15 protein-coding genes are annotated in these 16,779 nt (G+C 70.0%); 7 read left to right on the forward strand and 8 right to left on the reverse strand.

Annotated elements, in window-relative coordinates; all coding sequences use genetic code 11:
- Nucleotides 1-277: 277 nt before the first annotated feature.
- The 3 genes from ABZ441_RS31470 to ABZ441_RS31480 all read right to left on the reverse strand — a co-directional run bounded on the left by ABZ441_RS31470 (nucleotide 278) and on the right by ABZ441_RS31480 (nucleotide 3,289).
- Nucleotides 278-826 (reverse strand): bacterial proteasome activator family protein, encoded by a 549-nt coding sequence (locus ABZ441_RS31470; protein WP_078850494.1) that lies wholly within the window; start codon nucleotides 824-826, stop codon nucleotides 278-280.
- Between the two features lie 151 nt (nucleotides 827-977).
- On the reverse strand, nucleotides 978-1,517 hold the full coding sequence (locus ABZ441_RS31475) for a hypothetical protein (RefSeq protein ID WP_358980439.1): 540 nt from the start codon (nucleotides 1,515-1,517) through the stop codon (nucleotides 978-980).
- Between the two features lie 149 nt (nucleotides 1,518-1,666).
- Complete coding sequence (locus ABZ441_RS31480; protein WP_358980441.1) at nucleotides 1,667-3,289, reverse strand: protein kinase; 1,623 nt, start codon at nucleotides 3,287-3,289, stop codon at nucleotides 1,667-1,669.
- Nucleotides 3,290-3,580: 291 nt separating this feature from the next.
- On the opposite strand from ABZ441_RS31480, the gene ABZ441_RS31485 reads away from it, so the two are divergent.
- The gene (locus tag ABZ441_RS31485) at nucleotides 3,581-5,185 is read left to right on the forward strand and encodes a protein kinase (protein WP_358980443.1); all 1,605 of its coding nucleotides are present in this window, start codon (nucleotides 3,581-3,583) and stop codon (nucleotides 5,183-5,185) included.
- Nucleotides 5,186-5,246: 61 nt separating this feature from the next.
- On the opposite strand, the gene ABZ441_RS31490 is transcribed toward ABZ441_RS31485, so the two are convergent.
- From ABZ441_RS31490 to ABZ441_RS31500, 3 genes are all read right to left on the reverse strand, one after another.
- Nucleotides 5,247-6,245 carry a phosphotransferase gene (locus ABZ441_RS31490; protein ID WP_358980468.1) on the reverse strand — a complete coding sequence of 333 codons (999 nt, stop codon included), beginning with the start codon at nucleotides 6,243-6,245 and terminating at the stop codon, nucleotides 5,247-5,249.
- A gap of 82 nt (nucleotides 6,246-6,327) precedes the next feature.
- Nucleotides 6,328-6,813 carry a pyridoxamine 5'-phosphate oxidase family protein gene (locus ABZ441_RS31495; RefSeq protein WP_358980445.1) on the reverse strand — a complete coding sequence of 162 codons (486 nt, stop codon included), beginning with the start codon at nucleotides 6,811-6,813 and terminating at the stop codon, nucleotides 6,328-6,330.
- A gap of 114 nt (nucleotides 6,814-6,927) precedes the next feature.
- Entirely contained in the window at nucleotides 6,928-7,587 is a 660-nt protein-coding gene (locus ABZ441_RS31500; RefSeq protein WP_358980448.1) for a response regulator transcription factor, read from the reverse strand.
- 347 nt (nucleotides 7,588-7,934) lie between these two features.
- On the opposite strand from ABZ441_RS31500, the gene pdhA reads away from it, so the two are divergent.
- Genes pdhA through ABZ441_RS31515 form a run of 3 tightly spaced genes read left to right on the forward strand, consistent with a single transcriptional unit; the run spans nucleotide 7,935 to nucleotide 11,483 of the window.
- On the forward strand, nucleotides 7,935-9,095 hold the full coding sequence (pdhA, locus tag ABZ441_RS31505) for a pyruvate dehydrogenase (acetyl-transferring) E1 component subunit alpha (protein WP_358980450.1): 1,161 nt from the start codon (nucleotides 7,935-7,937) through the stop codon (nucleotides 9,093-9,095).
- Between the two features lie 2 nt (nucleotides 9,096-9,097).
- A complete protein-coding gene (locus tag ABZ441_RS31510; RefSeq protein WP_358980452.1) occupies nucleotides 9,098-10,078 on the forward strand; it encodes an alpha-ketoacid dehydrogenase subunit beta in 981 nt (326 codons plus the stop codon).
- 10 nt (nucleotides 10,079-10,088) lie between these two features.
- The gene (locus ABZ441_RS31515) at nucleotides 10,089-11,483 is read left to right on the forward strand and encodes a dihydrolipoamide acetyltransferase family protein (protein ID WP_358980454.1); all 1,395 of its coding nucleotides are present in this window, start codon (nucleotides 10,089-10,091) and stop codon (nucleotides 11,481-11,483) included.
- A 90-nt stretch (nucleotides 11,484-11,573) separates the two neighbouring features.
- On the opposite strand, the gene ABZ441_RS31520 is transcribed toward ABZ441_RS31515, so the two are convergent.
- Nucleotides 11,574-12,473 carry a D-alanyl-D-alanine carboxypeptidase gene (locus ABZ441_RS31520; RefSeq protein ID WP_358980456.1) on the reverse strand — a complete coding sequence of 300 codons (900 nt, stop codon included), beginning with the start codon at nucleotides 12,471-12,473 and terminating at the stop codon, nucleotides 11,574-11,576.
- A 365-nt stretch (nucleotides 12,474-12,838) separates the two neighbouring features.
- Here ABZ441_RS31520 and ABZ441_RS31525 point away from each other — a divergent pair, with 365 nt between their 5' ends.
- A complete protein-coding gene (locus ABZ441_RS31525; RefSeq protein ID WP_358980458.1) occupies nucleotides 12,839-13,522 on the forward strand; it encodes a GntR family transcriptional regulator in 684 nt (227 codons plus the stop codon).
- Entirely contained in the window at nucleotides 13,519-14,826 is a 1,308-nt protein-coding gene (locus ABZ441_RS31530) for an MFS transporter (protein WP_358980460.1), read from the forward strand. The genes ABZ441_RS31525 and ABZ441_RS31530 overlap by 4 nt, the downstream gene beginning before the upstream one ends.
- Before the next feature lie 61 nt (nucleotides 14,827-14,887).
- Here ABZ441_RS31530 and ABZ441_RS31535 read toward each other — a convergent pair whose 3' ends face one another.
- Nucleotides 14,888-15,712, reverse strand: coding sequence for a maleylpyruvate isomerase family mycothiol-dependent enzyme (locus ABZ441_RS31535; RefSeq protein WP_358980462.1), 825 nt, complete (start codon nucleotides 15,710-15,712; stop codon nucleotides 14,888-14,890).
- Between the two features lie 197 nt (nucleotides 15,713-15,909).
- Here ABZ441_RS31535 and ABZ441_RS31540 point away from each other — a divergent pair, with 197 nt between their 5' ends.
- The gene (locus ABZ441_RS31540) at nucleotides 15,910-16,707 is read left to right on the forward strand and encodes a carbon-nitrogen family hydrolase (protein WP_358980464.1); all 798 of its coding nucleotides are present in this window, start codon (nucleotides 15,910-15,912) and stop codon (nucleotides 16,705-16,707) included.
- Nucleotides 16,708-16,779: the final 72 nt, after the last annotated feature.

A 16,779-nucleotide genomic window follows, 5' to 3' on the forward strand; every position in this document is an offset into this window, starting at 1 on the left:
CGGGCCTGTTTCGAGCAGGCATCGCACCGTGGCGGGCCTGTTTGGAGCAGGCATCGCACCGTGGCGGGCCTGTTTGGAGCAGGCGCCACACGGCGGCGGGCCTGCTTCGGGCAGCCGCCACACGGTGGCAGGCACGACGCGAGCGGCGCCACGTGGAGAAGGCCTGAGGCGCGTGGGCCACGTTCGCCGACCACGGACGACCGCCGGGGCCCGGCACACATCGCGACATCGCGTGTGCCGGGCCCCGGTGCGTACCGCGGTCGGTGGAGGACAGGTGCTAGAGATACGGGCCGGAACGCGCCGGGCCGTGCGGATCGACGCCACCTTCCTCGTCCTCATGGCCGACACCCGGAGGAAGGGCACGGCGCATGGACTCGAGCTGCGCACGGGCCGCCATCTGCTGGGCGAACAGTGCCGTCTGGATGCCGTGGAAGAGGCCCTCCAGCCAGCCGACCAGCTGGGCCTGCGCGATCCGCAGCTCAGCTTCGGAGGGGACTGACTCCTCGGTGAAGGGCAGCGAGAGTCGTTCCAGCTCCTCCACGAGTTCCGGCGCCAGACCGTCCTCGAGCTCCTTCACCGAGCTCGCGTGGATCTCCTTCAGCCTGACCCGGCTCGCCTCGTCGAGAGGAGCCGCCCTGACCTCTTCCAGAAGCTGCTTGATCATGCTGCCGATGCGCATGACCTTCGCGGGCTGCTCGACCATCTCCGTCACCGGGACCTCGCGCGACTCGTCGTCACCGCCACCACCGCCGATGGCCATTCCGTCCTGCCCCACCACGAGGACTTGGGGGTGCTCCTGTGACCGTTCATTCCTCGGCATCTCCATGACGCCATTGTCTCGCACACAGCCCTCACCACATGGTGGTGCCCCCGGAAAAGGATGATCACCCCCGTACGGGGCGCCGGGATGTCCAGGGTGCGGCACGGCAACTAGGGCACCGCGACACCGGCCACCGAGGGCCGCGGAGCCGGCCGGGTCAGTTCGCGCGGCGCATGCGGAACGCCAGGAACGCCAGCCCCAGCCCTACCAGGGCGATGCCGCTGCCCAGAGAAGCGTCTCGCACATGCCTCAGGGCGGGCTCGTCCAGCGCCTGCCGCTGCCGTTGCCGAGCCGCCTCACCCGGCTCCGGGAACGCCCCGGGTGGCGGTGTGAACACGGGTACCCCGACGGGGTCCGGATCCGGCGGCAGCTCGTCCGCCCCGGTCTCGTCCACCGCAGTGTCGGGTTCCGCGGCCTCGGGTTCCGCGGTCTCGGAGCCGGAGACCTTCATGGGGCCGAGCGACCGTCCGGGCCGCGCTTTGCCCTCCCCGGCCTGCCGCCCGGCCAGGGGCGCCTCGGAGGACGAGCTCGCGGTGGGGGTGGGAGAGGCCGCGTGGTCCGCCGGTGCGAGGTGGCCCGGCCGGGCGGACGTCGTCACTCCGCCGTCGGCGTGTGCCCACGCGGTGGGTCCGAATGCCACGCCGACCGCCATGACCAGGCAGGCGACGCACCGTGGAGCCAGGAGTCCTGGAGGCATGAGATCAGCGTCACACGCCCTGATATGTCCAGCATCCCGAAGGCGCCCCCAAGCCGCATCTCACCCGGGTGCCGGGTCAGTCCTGCCGAAACAGCGGACGCGGACACCGGAAGCGGACACCGGAAGCCGACAGCTGAAGGGGCGGCCGGTCAGGCCGGGTCCCCCGTCGCGATCCGCAGTTCGAAGTGGGCACCCCGCTCAGGCACGGCTGTGCCCGTGGTCGGGAACTGATCGATGACCTGGTCCTCGGCGTAGGTGTTGCCCTCCACCTCGATGACCTTGACCGTCCAGCCTGCCGCGTCCGCACAGGACTTCGCGGAGATGATGTCCTTGTACACGAAATTCGGGGCCTGGACCTTGGCCGGGTCGTTCGAGTCCTCCGTGGGATCGGTGCACTCGTCCTCGTCCATCGTCCGGTTCCGCTCCGGGGGCTTGTGCTCGTCGGCTGCGGAGGACTCGCTGGTACCCGGGTCGCCGCCCTTGCCGTTCTCCGATTTGCCGTCCATGTTCAGGAAGGCGACCAGGCCGCCGATCGCGACCAGGGCGACCACGATCGCCCCCACGACGACCGGCATGTTGCGCTTGGACCCTCCGTTGCCACCGGAGCCGGCCGCCGTCTGCGGGGACATGGTGTACGGCTGCGGGGACTGCTGCCCCAGGTGCGCAGGGGTCCCGTACGGCTGAGCGGCCTGAGGGTAGCCGTAGCCCGGCGTGGGAGTCGGGGTCGGAGCGCCGTAAGGGCCCGGCTGGTGGTGCTGCGGCTGGTAGGGCGTCTGCACGCTGTGCGGTGGCGCGGTGGCCTGGTCGACGGGCGGGAAGACCGCCGAGCCGACGCCCGAGCCGCTGTTCGCCGGGGTGCCGCCGCCGATGATCACGGGAGCGCCTGCCGGGCCGTTCGCGCTCAGCACGCGCGCGATCTCGTCCTGCATCGCCGCGGCGCTCGGGAAGCGCTCGTTCGGGTTCTTCTTCAGAGCCCGGGCGACCAGAGCGTCCATCGCGGGCGTGACCGAGCGGTTGATGCTCGACGGGGCGACGGGCTCCTCCTGCACGTGCGCGTACGCGATGGCGAGCGGCGAGTCCGCGTCGAACGGGATGCGGCCCGTGAGCAGCTGGAAGAGCATGATGCCGACCGAGTACAGGTCGGAGCGCGCGTCGACGCCGCGGCCGAGCGCCTGCTCGGGGGAGAGGTACTGCGGCGTACCGACGACCATGCCGGTCTGCGTCATCGACGTCACGCCCGACTGCATGGCCCGGGCGATGCCGAAGTCCATCACCTTGACGACGCCGCGCTTGGTCATCATCACGTTGCCGGGCTTGATGTCGCGGTGGACCAGGCCCATCTCGTGGCTGGTCTCCAGGGCGGCCAGCACATCGGCCGTCACCTTGAGCGCCTTGTCCGCCGGCATCGCGCCGTGCTGCTGGATGTCCGACTGGAGCACGGAGCCGAGCGGCTGCCCCTCGACGTACTCCATGACGATGTACGGCATCAGCGCGCCGCCGAGCTCGTCCTCGCCCGTGTCGAACACCGAGACGATGTTGGTGTGCTGCAGCTTGGCCACGGCCTGCGCCTCGCGCCGGAACCGCTCGCGGAAGGACTGCTCGCGTCCCAGCTCCGTGTGCAGCGTCTTGATGGCGACCTGCCGGTCCAGGGCGGAGTCGTACGCGAGGTAGACGGACGCCATGCCGCCCTCGCCGAGCAGGTCGCGCAGCTGGTAGCGGCCGCCGGCCACGGAACCGCCCGCGTAGCGCCCCTGTGCGCCGTCGTGGCTCATGACTTGCATCCCCCTCGGCGCCCGACGGACGCGATCATCTGTTATCGGCCAGTCTGCCCGAGGGGTACGACACGTCAAGCCAGGTGCCCGTTCCGTGACCCTACGCACGAGAAGCGTCTCGGAAGCGTTACAGGAAGCGCATGGAATTTGCGTGGAGGGCGCGCGAGCCGATTGGATGGCCCGTCACTCTGAAAACCGGTGTGTCCCACAGAGGCTGTAGCGTGACGTGGCAATGCAGCAAAGCACCGTGAGAACCCGCGGACGCGCGGACAGAAACGACGGCGAGGACTGATGGCACCCGATTCCGAAGCAAACGGCGGCGGAGTTTCGGATGGCACCGACTCCTGGGGTGTCGGCGGTGTGGTCGGAGACGGCCGTTACCGCATGACCCACCGGCTCGGCCGCGGCGGCATGGCCGAGGTCTACGCCGCGGAGGACGTCCGTCTGGGACGCACGGTGGCAGTGAAGCTGCTCCGTTCCGATCTTGCCGAGGACCCGGTCTCCAAGGCCCGCTTCACGCGTGAGGCGCAGTCGGTCGCAGGGCTCAACCACCACGCGATCGTCGCCGTGTACGACTCGGGCGAGGACGTCGTGGGCGGCGCCACCGTGCCCTACATCGTCATGGAGCTCGTCGAGGGCAACACCATCCGTGACCTGCTGCTCGAAGCCGAGGCCCCGCCGCCCGAGCAGGCTCTGATCATCGTCTCGGGTGTCCTGGAAGCCCTGGCCTACTCCCACCAGCACGGCATCGTGCACCGTGACATCAAGCCGGCGAACGTGATCATCACGCACTCCGGCGCGGTGAAGGTGATGGACTTCGGCATCGCCCGCGCGCTGCACGGCGCCCAGTCGACGATGACCCAGACCGGCATGGTCATGGGCACGCCGCAGTACCTCTCCCCCGAGCAGGCGCTCGGGAAGGCGGTCGACCACCGCTCCGACCTGTACGCCACCGGCTGCCTGCTCTACGAGCTGCTCGCCCTGCGGCCCCCGTTCACGGGCGAGACCCCCCTCTCCGTCGTCTACCAGCACGTCCAGGACATGCCGGTCCCGCCCTCCCAGACCTCCGGCGGTGTCCCCCCGGAGCTGGACGGGCTCGTCATGCGCTCTCTCGCGAAGGATCCGGACGACCGGTTCCAGAGCGCCGAGGAGATGCGCGGCCTCGTCCAGTACAGCCTGCAGATGCTGCAGGTCCAGGGCGGTCACACGGGTACGTGGAACACCGGCCCGGTCAGCGCGCACGACGGCGGTACGGCGGCGATGCACGTCGGCGGCAGTACGGCTGCCATGGGGCGCCCCATGCACGGGGACACCTCGCAGGGCCCGATCCTGCCTCCCATGAACCCCGACGACGGCGCGTACGCCGGCGGTCATCACAACGGCGGCGGCCGCGGCAAGATGTGGCTGTTCGTCCTGCTCGCGCTGATCGCGATCGGTGCGGGCGTCGCCTTCGCCATCCAGGCGGCGGGCGGCGGCGAAACCAAGAAGCCCCCGGTCAAGCCCTCCACCTCCTCGTCCCCCTCGTCGACTCCGTCGACTTCGGAGCCGACGGACGAGGAGACGGAGGAGACGGAGGACCCGGGCGATTCCACGGGCGGCCAGACGTGGCCCACCGATGAGCCCACGTACACACCGTCGGACGACCCGACCGAGCCCACGAAGGAACCCTCGGAGACGCCCACGTCGACGGACCCGGCCACGGGCGGAACGTCCGACGGCGGTCCGACGACGGACGGCGGAACCGGTGCCGACGGCGGGACCACCGACGGAGCCACCGACGAGGGCACCACCGGTGACGACTCGGGAGGGACGACGGACGGCACCACGGCCGGCGGCACCCCCGCCGGCACCGCGGCGGGCGCCGCCGCCGGAGCGACGGGCACCACCGCCGGGTAGGTACGCCGGACCACTGCCGCAGGACGCTCGGCGTCACTACGGCAGTGAGAGGCGAGGGCCCTCACCCCGTGAAGGCCTCGCCGACCGCCTCGTACCGGCGCGTCCACCACACCGCCAGGGCCGACACCGCAGGGAACTGCGGGTCGGCCCTGCGGTCGTTCAGGCGGTAGCGCCAGCGCAGTATCCAGAAGTCGTTGAGGCGCTCCCACCAGACCCGGTGCACCGCGGCCGCCAGCTCGGCCGCCCCGGCGCCCGCCGACCGGCGGTAGGCGCGGGCGTACGCCCGCACCTTCTCCAGCGCCAGCTCCCCGTCCGGCCGGACGAAGAAGATCGCCGCGGCCCGTACGGCCTCCTCCGCACGCGGCTGCACGCCGAGCCTGTCCCAGTCCACGATCGCGACGGGGTCGGCGCCCCGGTAGAGCAGATTGAGCGGGTGGAAGTCGCCGTGCACCCATCCCCTCGCCGAGCCCTCGGGCGTGGGCGGGCGGCGGTGCGCGTGCTGCTCCAGAAGGGCGCGGCGTTCGACGAGGCGGTGCACGGCGAGCTCGTCGAACGCGTCCCGTGGGCCCAGCCGCCGGGCCGCCGTCAGGAGCTCGTCGATCAGCGTGAACGTGTCGGCGGGATCCGGGCTCCGGCCGCGGACCGGAGGCGGCGGATCCGCCTCCATGACCTGCTCCAGACCCGTGTGCACGGCTCCGAGCAGGGCACCGAGCCGACGCGACTGGGCGGTCGTCAGCTGGGCGCCGTCCCGGTGAAGGCCGTCCACCCAGCGGTGCAGGGCGTAGTGCTGCCCGTCGATCACCGTGACCGTGTCACCCTGTGTGTCCGAGAGGGGAGGGGCGACCGGCACACCGAGCGAGTGCAACTGCTGGGTCGCCCGGTGCTGCCGGACGATCGTGGCGTGGTCGCCGCTGGCATCGTCGAGGTGGTGCTTGTCGAGGTGGTGCTTGAGGAAGTACGAACCGCGGGTGGTCGACACGCGATAACCGTGGTTGAGCAGGCCCTTGTTGAGCGGTTCGCAGGCGAGGGGCACGCCGGCGTCCGGGTAGCGGCGCAGCACCTCGCCGAGCGGAGGGACAGGTGGGAGGGTCACAGATGAGCGCAGCACTCGCCACATGTTAGGTGACGCTACGTGTCTGGCCTTACGGGCTTGCGTCGAAAGCCAGAGTGTGCATATGGGCGATGCGCGGATCGAGCCTCAGATACACGGGATCGAAGTGTTCGCCGTTCACCTCCGCCGGGCCTGTCCCGAAGCGTTCCCGCTGGTCGGAGGCCGGATGCACGATCTCGACCGGACCGGTGAACTGTACCGACCAGAGGTCTTCCACGCCCCCTGACGCGGGGGTGTTGAAGTTGTCCGCCCCATAGGCGACGACGCTCCCGTCACAGGACTCGTGGAAGCCGAGCCCTCTGTGCATCCGCAGGACGACGCGGCCCTCGATCACCAGGTGCCGGGCCACCGCCAGGAACGGCAGTGCTCGCATGCTCATGGCCATGCGCCCGTACCGGACGCTGCCGAGCAGTTCGACGGCGCGGAGCCTGTCCGTGACGGAACCGGGTGAACCCGCAGGACCGGAGGTACCGGAACCCGTCGCGGTCCCGGTGTCGGAGGGGCGGGAAGCAAACATGCCACCACTCTCCGGCACCGGTAGGAGCGGTGTAAGGGTCCGCCGCCCCGGCGGGCCGGGACCAAAGTCCCCTGGGGGCCGCCGCCGGGCGGACCCGGAGTCCGCCCCGCCCGCTCAGCGCTTCTCGGCCTGGAGTCTCGCCACGTACGCCGCCGCCTGGGAGCGCCGTTCCATGCCCAGCTTGGAGAGCAGGCTGGAGACGTAGTTCTTGATGGTCTTCTCGGCGAGGTGCAGCCGCTCACCGATCACCCGGTTGGTCAGCCCCTCACCGATCAGATCGAGGATCTTGCGCTCCTGGTCGGTCAGCCCCGCGAGCCGGTCGTCGGCCTTGCCGTCCTTGCCCTCGCGCAGCCGTTCCAGTACGCGGGCGGTGGCTGCGGGGTCCAGCAGGGACTTGCCGGCCGCCACATCGCGCACCGCGCTGAGCAGCTCGTTCCCGCGGATGGCCTTCAGTACGTAGCCCGAGGCGCCCGCCATGATCGCGTCGAAGAGGGCCTCGTCATCGGCGTACGAAGTGAGCATCAGGCACTTGATGCTCTCGTCCCGGGAACGGACCTCGCGGCAGACCTCAACCCCGCTGCCGTCCGGCAGCCGCACGTCCAGGACGGCGACGTCGGGCCTGGTCGCCGGGATCCGTGCGAGCGCGTCCGCGGCGGTACCGGCCTCGCCGACGACCTCGATGCCCTCCTCGGCGGCCAGCAGTTCATGAACCCCACGCCGGACGACTTCGTGATCATCGAGCAGGAATACCCTGATTTTTCCTTCTTCGCGCACATTCGCAGTCTCACACACTCCCTGGTCCTCTGCCCTTCCCTGCGGCTTCCGGCCGGGATAACGTGCCGTTGTTCCGGCCGCCTGCCAGGCTGTTGCCAATGCTGTGACCAGCGGGAGTTCGCGTTTTTCGCGATTTACTTGGAAATCCAAGCAAAATTGCAGGTCACGAGGTGTTTCGCAGTTGTGCGATGCACTGGGTAACGTGCTTATGACAGGACGCTCGCCGGGGCACCTGTCACGCCTGTTCCCGGCCGAGCGGCACCCACCCCGTGCACGGGTCCGGACACAGGCGAGCCGCACTGGCTTCCCGGCCATCCCGGGGGCCGGACCGACGGAGGAGCACGCACGTGACCGTGGAGAGCACTGCCGCGCGCAAACCGCGACGCAGCAGCAAGCGGACCAGCGCCGCGAAGACGCCCGCGAAGACGCAGGAAGGTTCCGGCCCCGAGCTGGTACAGCTGCTGACGCCCGAGGGCGAGCGCGTCGAGCACCCGGACTACGAAATCGACCTGAGCCCGGACGAGCTCCGCGGTCTCTACCGGGACATGGTCCTGACCCGGCGCTTCGACGCCGAGGCCACGGCGCTGCAGCGCCAGGGCGAGCTGGGCCTCTGGGCCTCGCTGCTGGGCCAGGAGGCCGCGCAGATCGGCTCCGGCCGGGCGCTGCGCGACGACGACTACGTCTTCCCGACCTACCGGGAGCACGGCGTCGCCTGGTGCCGGGGCGTCGACCCGACCAATCTGCTCGGGATGTTCCGCGGTGTGAACCACGGTGGCTGGGACCCGAACACCAACAACTTCCACCTGTACACGATCGTCATCGGATCGCAGACGCTGCACGCCACCGGCTACGCCATGGGCGTCGCCAAGGACGGCGCGGACTCCGCCGTGATCGCGTACTTCGGTGACGGCGCCTCCAGCCAGGGCGATGTCGCCGAGGCGTTCACCTTCTCCGCCGTCTACAACGCCCCCGTCGTGTTCTTCTGCCAGAACAACCAGTGGGCCATCTCCGAGCCGACCGAGAAGCAGACGCGTGTGCCGCTCTACCAGCGCGCCCAGGGCTTCGGTTTCCCCGGGGTCCGGGTCGACGGCAACGACGTGCTGGCGTGCCTGGCCGTCACCAGGTCGGCGCTGGAGCGTGCGCGCCGGGGCGAGGGTCCCACCCTCGTCGAGGCGTTCACCTACCGCATGGGTGCCCACACCACCTCGGACGACCCGACCAAGTACCGGGCCGACGAGGAGCGGGCCGCCTGGGAGGCCAAGGACCCGATCCTGCGGCTGCGCGCGTATCTGGAGAAGCAGGGCCTCGCCGACGCGGCGTACTTCACCGCGCTGGAGGAGGAGAGCGAGACCCTCGGCAAGCGGGTGCGCGAAGTGGTGCGGGCCATGCCCGAGCCGGACCGGCTGGCGATCTTCGACCACGCCTACGCCGACGGCAATCCGCTCGTCGACGAGGAGCGCGCCCAGTTCGCCGCCTACCAGGCATCGTTCGCCGAGGAGGGCAACTAGCCATGGCCGCTGAGAAGATGTCCATCGCGAAGGCGCTCAACGAGTCGCTGCGCAAGGCTCTCGAGACCGACCCCAAGGTCCTCATCATGGGTGAGGACGTGGGCAAGCTCGGCGGGGTCTTCCGGATCACGGACGGGCTGCAGAAGGACTTCGGCGAGGACCGGGTCATCGACACCCCGCTCGCCGAGTCCGGCATCGTCGGCACGGCGATCGGCCTGGCCCTGCGCGGCTACCGCCCGGTGGTCGAGATCCAGTTCGACGGCTTCGTCTTCCCCGCGTACGACCAGATCGTCACGCAGCTCGCCAAGATGCACGCCCGTTCGCTCGGCAAGATCAAGCTGCCGGTCGTCGTCCGTATCCCGTACGGCGGCGGCATCGGTGCCGTCGAGCACCACAGCGAGTCGCCCGAGGCGCTGTTCGCGCACGTGGCCGGCCTGAAGGTCGTCTCGCCGTCCAACGCGAGTGACGCCTACTGGATGATGCAGCAGGCCGTCCAGAGCGACGATCCGATCATCTTCTTCGAGCCCAAGCGGCGTTACTGGGACAAGGGGGAGCTCGACACCGAGTCCATCCCCGGCCCGCTCCACAAGGCCGCCGTGGTCCGTGAGGGCAGCGACCTCACGCTGGTCGCGTACGGCCCGATGGTGAAGGTCTGTCTGGAGGCCGCCGCCGCGGCGCAGGAGGAGGGCAAGTCCATCGAGGTCCTGGACCTTCGGTCGATGTCCCCGATCGACTTCGACGCCGTGCAGGCGTCGGTCGAGAAGACGGGTCGGCTCGTGGTGGTCCACGAGGCACCCGTGTTCTACGGGTCGGGGGCCGAGATCGCGGCCCGGATCACGGAGCGCTGCTTCTACCATCTCGAAGCGCCGGTGCTGAGGGTAGGCGGCTATCACGCCCCCTACCCGCCGGCCAGGCTCGAGGACGAGTACCTTCCGGGTCTCGACCGGGTGCTCGACGCCGTCGACCGCTCGCTGGCGTACTGAGGAGAGGGTCGTGACGACGATGACCGAAACGTCTGCTCGTTTCCGTGAGTTCAAGATGCCCGACGTGGGCGAAGGGCTGACCGAGGCGGAAATCCTCAAGTGGTTCGTCCAGCCCGGCGACACCGTCACCGACGGCCAGGTCGTGTGCGAGGTCGAGACGGCCAAGGCCGCGGTGGAGCTCCCGATCCCGTTCGACGGGGTGGTGCACGAGCTGCGCTTCCCCGAGGGCACGACCGTCGACGTCGGCGAGGTGATCATCGCGGTGGACGTGGCACCGGGCAGCGACGACGCCCCGGCCGCCCCGGCGGTTGTCCAGCAGCCCGTCGAGGAGGCCGAGCCGGAGGCGCCCAAGGGCCGCCAGCCGGTGCTCGTCGGATACGGCGTGGCCGAGTCCTCCACCAAGCGCCGTGCCCGCAGGGGTGCCGAGGTCCCGGGTCCCGCCGCCGCCGCGGTCCAGGCCGAGATCAACGGCCACGGTGCGAAGGTCGCGGAGAGCCGTCCGCTCGCCAAGCCGCCGGTACGCAAGCTGGCGAAGGACCTGGGCATCGACCTGGCCACGGTGATCCCGACCGGCGAGGGCGGGGTCATCACCCGCGAGGACGTGCACGCGGCCGCCGCGCCGGCTCCCGCCGAGGCCGCCCCCGCACCCGCCGGGGCGAGCACCGAGGCCCCCGCCCCGGGAGCGGTCCCGCAGGCCCCGGTGGGCCGGGAGACCCGCATCCCGGTCAAGGGTGTGCGCAAGGCCATCGCGCAGGCCATGGTCGGCAGCGCCTTCACCGCGCCGCACGTCACCGAGTTCGTGACCGTCGACGTGACGCGCACGATGAAGCTGGTGGCGGAGCTCAAGGAAGACAAGGACATGGCGGGAGTCCGGGTCAATCCGCTCCTGATCATCGCCAGGGCGCTCCTGGTCGCGATCAAGCGCAACCCGGGAGTCAACGCCGCCTGGGACGAGGCCAACCAGGAGATCGTGCAGAAGCACTACGTCAACCTGGGCATCGCGGCCGCCACCCCGCGCGGTCTGATCGTGCCGAACATCAAGGACGCGCACGACAAGGCCCTGCCCGAGCTGGCAGCGGCACTGGGCGAGCTGGTCTCCACGGCGCGCGAGGGCAGGACGTCCCCCGCGGCCATGGCGGGCGGCACGGTGACCATCACGAACGTCGGTGTCTTCGGCGTCGACACGGGTACGCCGATCCTCAACCCGGGCGAGTCCGCGATCCTCGCGGTCGGGACGATCAAGCTCCAGCCGTGGGTTCACAAGGGCAAGGTGAAGCCCCGTCAGGTGACCACGCTGGCACTCTCCTTCGACCACCGGCTGGTCGACGGCGAGCTCGGCTCCAAGGTGCTCGCGGACGTCGCGGCGATCCTGGAGCAGCCGAAGCGTCTGATCACCTGGGGCTAGGCGGCAACGAGGAGGGGCCCGGCCGCGCAATGCGGCCGGGCCCCTCCTCGTGTGCTCGTTCCACGCGTGCTTCAGGCGCGTGCGGGTGGGCTACTTCTTGAAGCCGTAGTCCAGGAGCTTCTTGGCGTCGGCCGTCCGGGTGGTCGCGGACGTCGAGGTGAGAACGGTGCCGATGACCGTCTTGCCGCTGCGGGTCGCGGCGAAGACCAGGCAGTACTTGGCCGACGGGCCCGAGCCGGTCTTCACACCGATCATGCCGGTGTAGCTGCCCAGCATGGCGTTGGTGTTGGACCACGACATGTAGCGGTAGCCGCCGGACTTGGTGGTGACCTTCTGCTTCGTCGACTTCGTCTTCACGATCGTGCGGAACGTCGAGCTCTTCATCGCGCTACTGGCGATCTTCGTGAGATCGCGCGGTGTGGAGTAGTTCGAGCCGCTGCCGATGCCGTCGAACGAGTCGAAGTGCGTGTTCTTCAGGCCCATGTCCTTCGCGGAGGCGTTCATCTTGCCGATGAAGGACTTCACCCGGGCCGCGCGCGTGGAACCGGAGCCGAACTTGTCGGCGAGTGCGTACGCGGCGTCGCAGCCCGACGGCAGCATCAGGCCGTACAGGAGCTGACGCACGGTGACCTTGTCACCGACGATGAGCCGGGCGGACGAGGCGGTCTTCGAGACGATGTAGTCGCTGTACGCCTTCTGGACGGTGACCTTGGCGTCGAGATTCAGGTTCTTCTGCGCCAGCACCACCTTGGCGGTCATGATCTTCGTCGTGGAGCCGGTGGAGCGGCGGGTGTCCGCGGCTTTTCCGTAGAGCGTCTTCGCGGTGCCGTTGTTCATCACGAAGCCGCCCTTGGCGGTGATCGAGGGCGTCGGGGGTGTCGCTGCCTGCGCCGTGGAGGCGAACGCGCTGCCCGCGAGGACCGCACCCGCGGTGAGACTCACGGTGGCGGCAACGGTGGTGCGGTTAAGTGCCTTAAGGCCGATTTTCAAGTCGAACGCTCCAAATACACCCGAAATGCGGCTACATGAGGGTGCCGCTCGGTGGTGAGACTCGCGAGGAGGCCGGATGGATGTGCTCCCGTACGGGTGAATCGTTTCCGGGCGGACGGATCATATGAAGCGCTGCGGCGCCGAGGTGCGGCGGGGGTGCCGAACGGCGCGCGCACCGGGCTCGTGGTGCTGTGCCACCCGGTCCGGATTCCGGTGGGACCCGCATCGCACATCCGGTACGCATTCCGGGCGCACCTGGATCACGCACTTGGATCACGTACCTGGATCACGCACCCGGATCGCGCGCCCGGTCCGGATCGCGGACGATTGAGCGAACGTACGCATCTTGTATCTATGCTGTGTGCATGCCCGTCGCGCCCCCCGCCTCACCCGCCGCCCGCAAGGTCGATCCGAAGCCGCCGCCCGCGGCCGAGCGTGTCTACACCCACATCAAGGAAGCGGTCCTCGACCGCCGGTACGAGGGCGGCACGTTCCTCACCGAGGGCGATCTGGCCGAGGCCGTGGGCGTATCCCGGACCCCCGTGCGGGAGGCGCTGCTGCGGCTCGAGGTCGAAGGACTGATCAAGCTCTACCCGAAGAAGGGTGCACTGGTGCTCGCGGTCTCCGCGCAGGAGATCGCCGACGTGGTGGAGACGCGCCTGCTCGTGGAGGAGTTCGCCGCACGCAAGGCCGTGCCCGCACCGGCACAGCTGATCTCACGGCTCGAACAGCTCCTGGAGGAGCAGCGGGAGCTCGCCGAGGCGGGGGATCTGGCCGCGGTGTCCGTCAAGGACCGCTGCTTCCACGCCGAGATCGTGAAGAACGCGGGCAACGAGATCCTCTCGCGTCTCTACGACCAGCTGCGTGACCGGCAGTTGCGGATGGGCGTCGCCGTGATGGAGGCGCACCCCGGCCGGATCGCCGCCAACATCACCGAGCACGCCGAGCTGCTGGAAGCCATCAGGGCCGGGGACGCCGAGGGCGCCGCGCAGGTCGTGCGGCGCCACGTCAGCCGCGTCAGGGTGCTGGTCCGGGGTGATGACCGATGACCTCCGCGGCCCCCACCCTCTCCCTGCCCGGGGACCCGCCCGGCGGCCGGCGTGCCGCATGGGTCTGGGGCATCGGAGTCGCCGTCTACTTCGTCGCGATCATCTTCCGGACGAGCCTCGGTGTCGCCGGACTCGACGCAGCCGACCGCTTCGACGTCAACGCCTCGGCCCTGTCGACGTTCTCCATCCTGCAGCTGCTCGTCTACGCCGGTATGCAGATACCCGTGGGCCTCATGGTCGACCGGCTCGGCACCAAGAGGGTCCTCACCATCGGGGTGGTGCTCTTCACGCTGGGGCAGCTGGGCTTCGCGCTCTCCCCCTCGTACGGCATGGCGCTCGCCTCCCGCGCGCTGCTCGGCTGTGGCGACGCGATGACGTTCATCAGCGTGCTGCGGCTCGGCGCCCGGTGGTTCCCGGCCCGCCGCGGGCCGCTGATCGGGCAGGTGGCCGCGCTCTTCGGGATGGCGGGCAACCTCGTCTCGACCCTCTTCATCGCCCGCGCGCTGCACGGGTTCGGGTGGACCGCGACCTTCGTCGGCAGCTCGCTGGCGGGTGTGGTGGTGCTGGTCCTGCTGCTGCTCTTCCTCAAGGACCACCCCGAGGGCCATGAGCCGCCCCCCGTCGAGCACGCCGGAGCGGCGTACGTGCGGAAGCAGATCGCCGCTTCCTGGCGGGAGCCCGGTACCCGCCTGGGTATGTGGGTGCACTTCACCACACAGTTCCCCGCCATGGTCTTCCTGCTGCTGTGGGGCATGCCGTTCCTGGTCGAGGCGCAGGGGCTCGGCAGGGGTACGGCCGGTGAGCTGCTCACCCTGGTGGTGCTGTCCAACATGGTGGTGGGGCTCGTCTACGGGCAGGTCATCGCCCGCCACCACGCGGCGCGTGCCCCCCTGGCTCTGGGCACGGTCGCGATGACCGCGCTGCTCTGGGCGTCCACGATCTTCTACCCCGGCGACCACGCGCCGATGTGGCTGCTGGTCACCCTGTGCGTGGTGCTCGGCTCCTGCGGCCCGGCCTCGATGATCGGCTTCGACTTCGGCCGGCCGGCCAACCCGCCGGAACGCCAGGGCACCGCTTCCGGCATCGTCAACATGGGCGGCTTCATCGCCTCGATGACGACGCTGTTCGCGGTCGGTGTCCTCTTGGACGCGACCGGCGACAACTACCGCGTCGCGTTCGCCTCCGTGTTCGTCCTGGAGGCACTCGGCGTCGTGCAGATCCTGCGTCTCTACGCACGCGCCACACACAGGGAACGCGACCACCACGTCGTCAGCCGGGTGGAAGCCGTACACGTGCCCGTCTGACGGTGTTTCCGGCGGGGCGCCCGTCCCGGTCCGCCGCCGGACGGGCTCCCCGGTCGCCGCGTTACGGCGTCACGGCGAAGTGGCGCAGGATCTCGGCCGCCAGGTCCCGGTCGCCGTCGATCTTGATCCGGTCCTCGACGGCCTGCGCCCGGACGCGTCCGCAGGCCAGCCGGTAGTACGTCTCCCAGTCCATCGACAGGGTCACCGCGGGGCCCAGGGACGGCGCACCGTCGACCGTGCCGCGGCCCTCGCCGTCGACCCTGACCGTCCGCAGGAACTCCAGCGGGCCGTGCACGTCGAGGACGACAGCCGAACCGGCGGGCGCGCCCGCGTCCTTGGCGACCACCTTCGCCAGGCCGATCAGCAGGGTGTCCCGGACGATCAGGGCCCCGGGGGAATCCAGATTGCCGGGCTGCCCCAGCGTCGCACGCAGATCCTGCTCGTGCACCCAGACGTCGAAGGCGCGCATGCGCAGTGCCAGTTCCAGCGTCTGCTCGGCGCCGAGCGGTGCCCGCACCATGGTCTCGGGGGCGCGAGACTCGTTGCGCAGCTGACGCATGCGCCGGATGAGCGTGTACTCCAGCTCCGAGGTCATCTCCGGCGCGGTGTGGTGACGCCGGACGTCGACCTGCATCTCCATGTAGCGCTGCTGGTCGTTCTGCACGTGGTACAGATCGCGCGGCAGCGTGTGGATCGGACGGGGGTCGCCGAGCTGTTCGCATTCCATGCCGATGACGTGCGAGATGATGTCGCGCACCGACCAGCCCGGGCAGGGTGTCCGGCGGTTCCACTCCCCCTCGGCGAGCGGCTTGACCAGCTCGGATATGGACTCGACGGAGTGGGTCCAGGCATCGGCATAGGTCTGGAGGCTGGGATGGACGGTCACGGGACCCCTCGTGCGGTTCTGCGGTGCATGGGCTGGAGAGCAGGAGTGCCGACGGGTGGGCCGGCACCGAGGTGCTGTCTGCGGGCTGCGTGGGAGGTTCGCTCGCTAAGTTACGCTGCGAGCAGGCACCCCGGCAGTGCTTTCGTGTGACGATCGTAGGCCCGCGTTGACGGCTTCCATGCCAGGACGGTGGTAGTGTGCACGCCTCTCTCATCCAGATCGCAGTAAACCCGGATGAATCGGTCAATTCCCGTAGAGAGCGCGTGGCTTCGCTGGTCGCGTCGCAGCGGGGCGCGGACCTCGTGGTCCTCCCCGAGCTCTGGCCGGTCGGCGCCTTCGCCTACGCCGTGTTCGCCGATGAGGCCGAGCCGCTGCAGGGGCCCACGCACGACATCATGGCGAAGGCGGCGGCTGAGGCCGGAGTCTGGCTGCACGCCGGGTCCTTCGTCGAGCGCGCCGAGGGCGGCACCCTCTACAACACGTCGCTGGTGTTCTCGCCCGAGGGCGAGCGGGCCGCCGCGTACCGCAAGATCCACCGCTTCGGTTTCGACAAGGGCGAGGCCGTGCTGATGGGGGCCGGTGAGGAACTCGTCACCGTGGCCCTGCCGGAGACCGTCCTCGGCCTCGCGACCTGCTACGACCTGCGCTTCCCCGAACAGTTCCGGGGCCTCGTCGACGCGGGGGCCGAAACCCTGGTCGTCTCGGCCGGCTGGCCCGAGCGCCGTCGTTCGCACTGGACGCTGCTGGCGCAGGCCCGTGCCGTCGAGAACCAGGCCTACGTCCTGGCGGTGGGGTGTGCGGGCACCCACGGGGGAGTCGAACAGGCGGGCCGCAGCATCGTCGTCGACCCGTGGGGCGAGGTGCTCGCCGAGGCCGGGGCGGATGAAGAGGTGCTCACCGTGGAGTTCGACCCGGCCCGGGTCGCCGCCACCCGTGAGCAGTTCCCGGCCCTCAAGGACCGCCGCCTGGGCCTCGCCCGGCGGCGCCTGGCCTGAGTCGTCACGACGCGCCCCGGTGGTGGGGGGGGGGGGGGGTGCGGGCGTCCGCGTTCGGTCTCGCGGTGATCT

It is taken from the genome of Streptomyces sp. NPDC005752 (genome assembly GCF_040630715.1).
Taxonomy (GTDB): domain Bacteria; phylum Actinomycetota; class Actinomycetes; order Streptomycetales; family Streptomycetaceae; genus Streptomyces.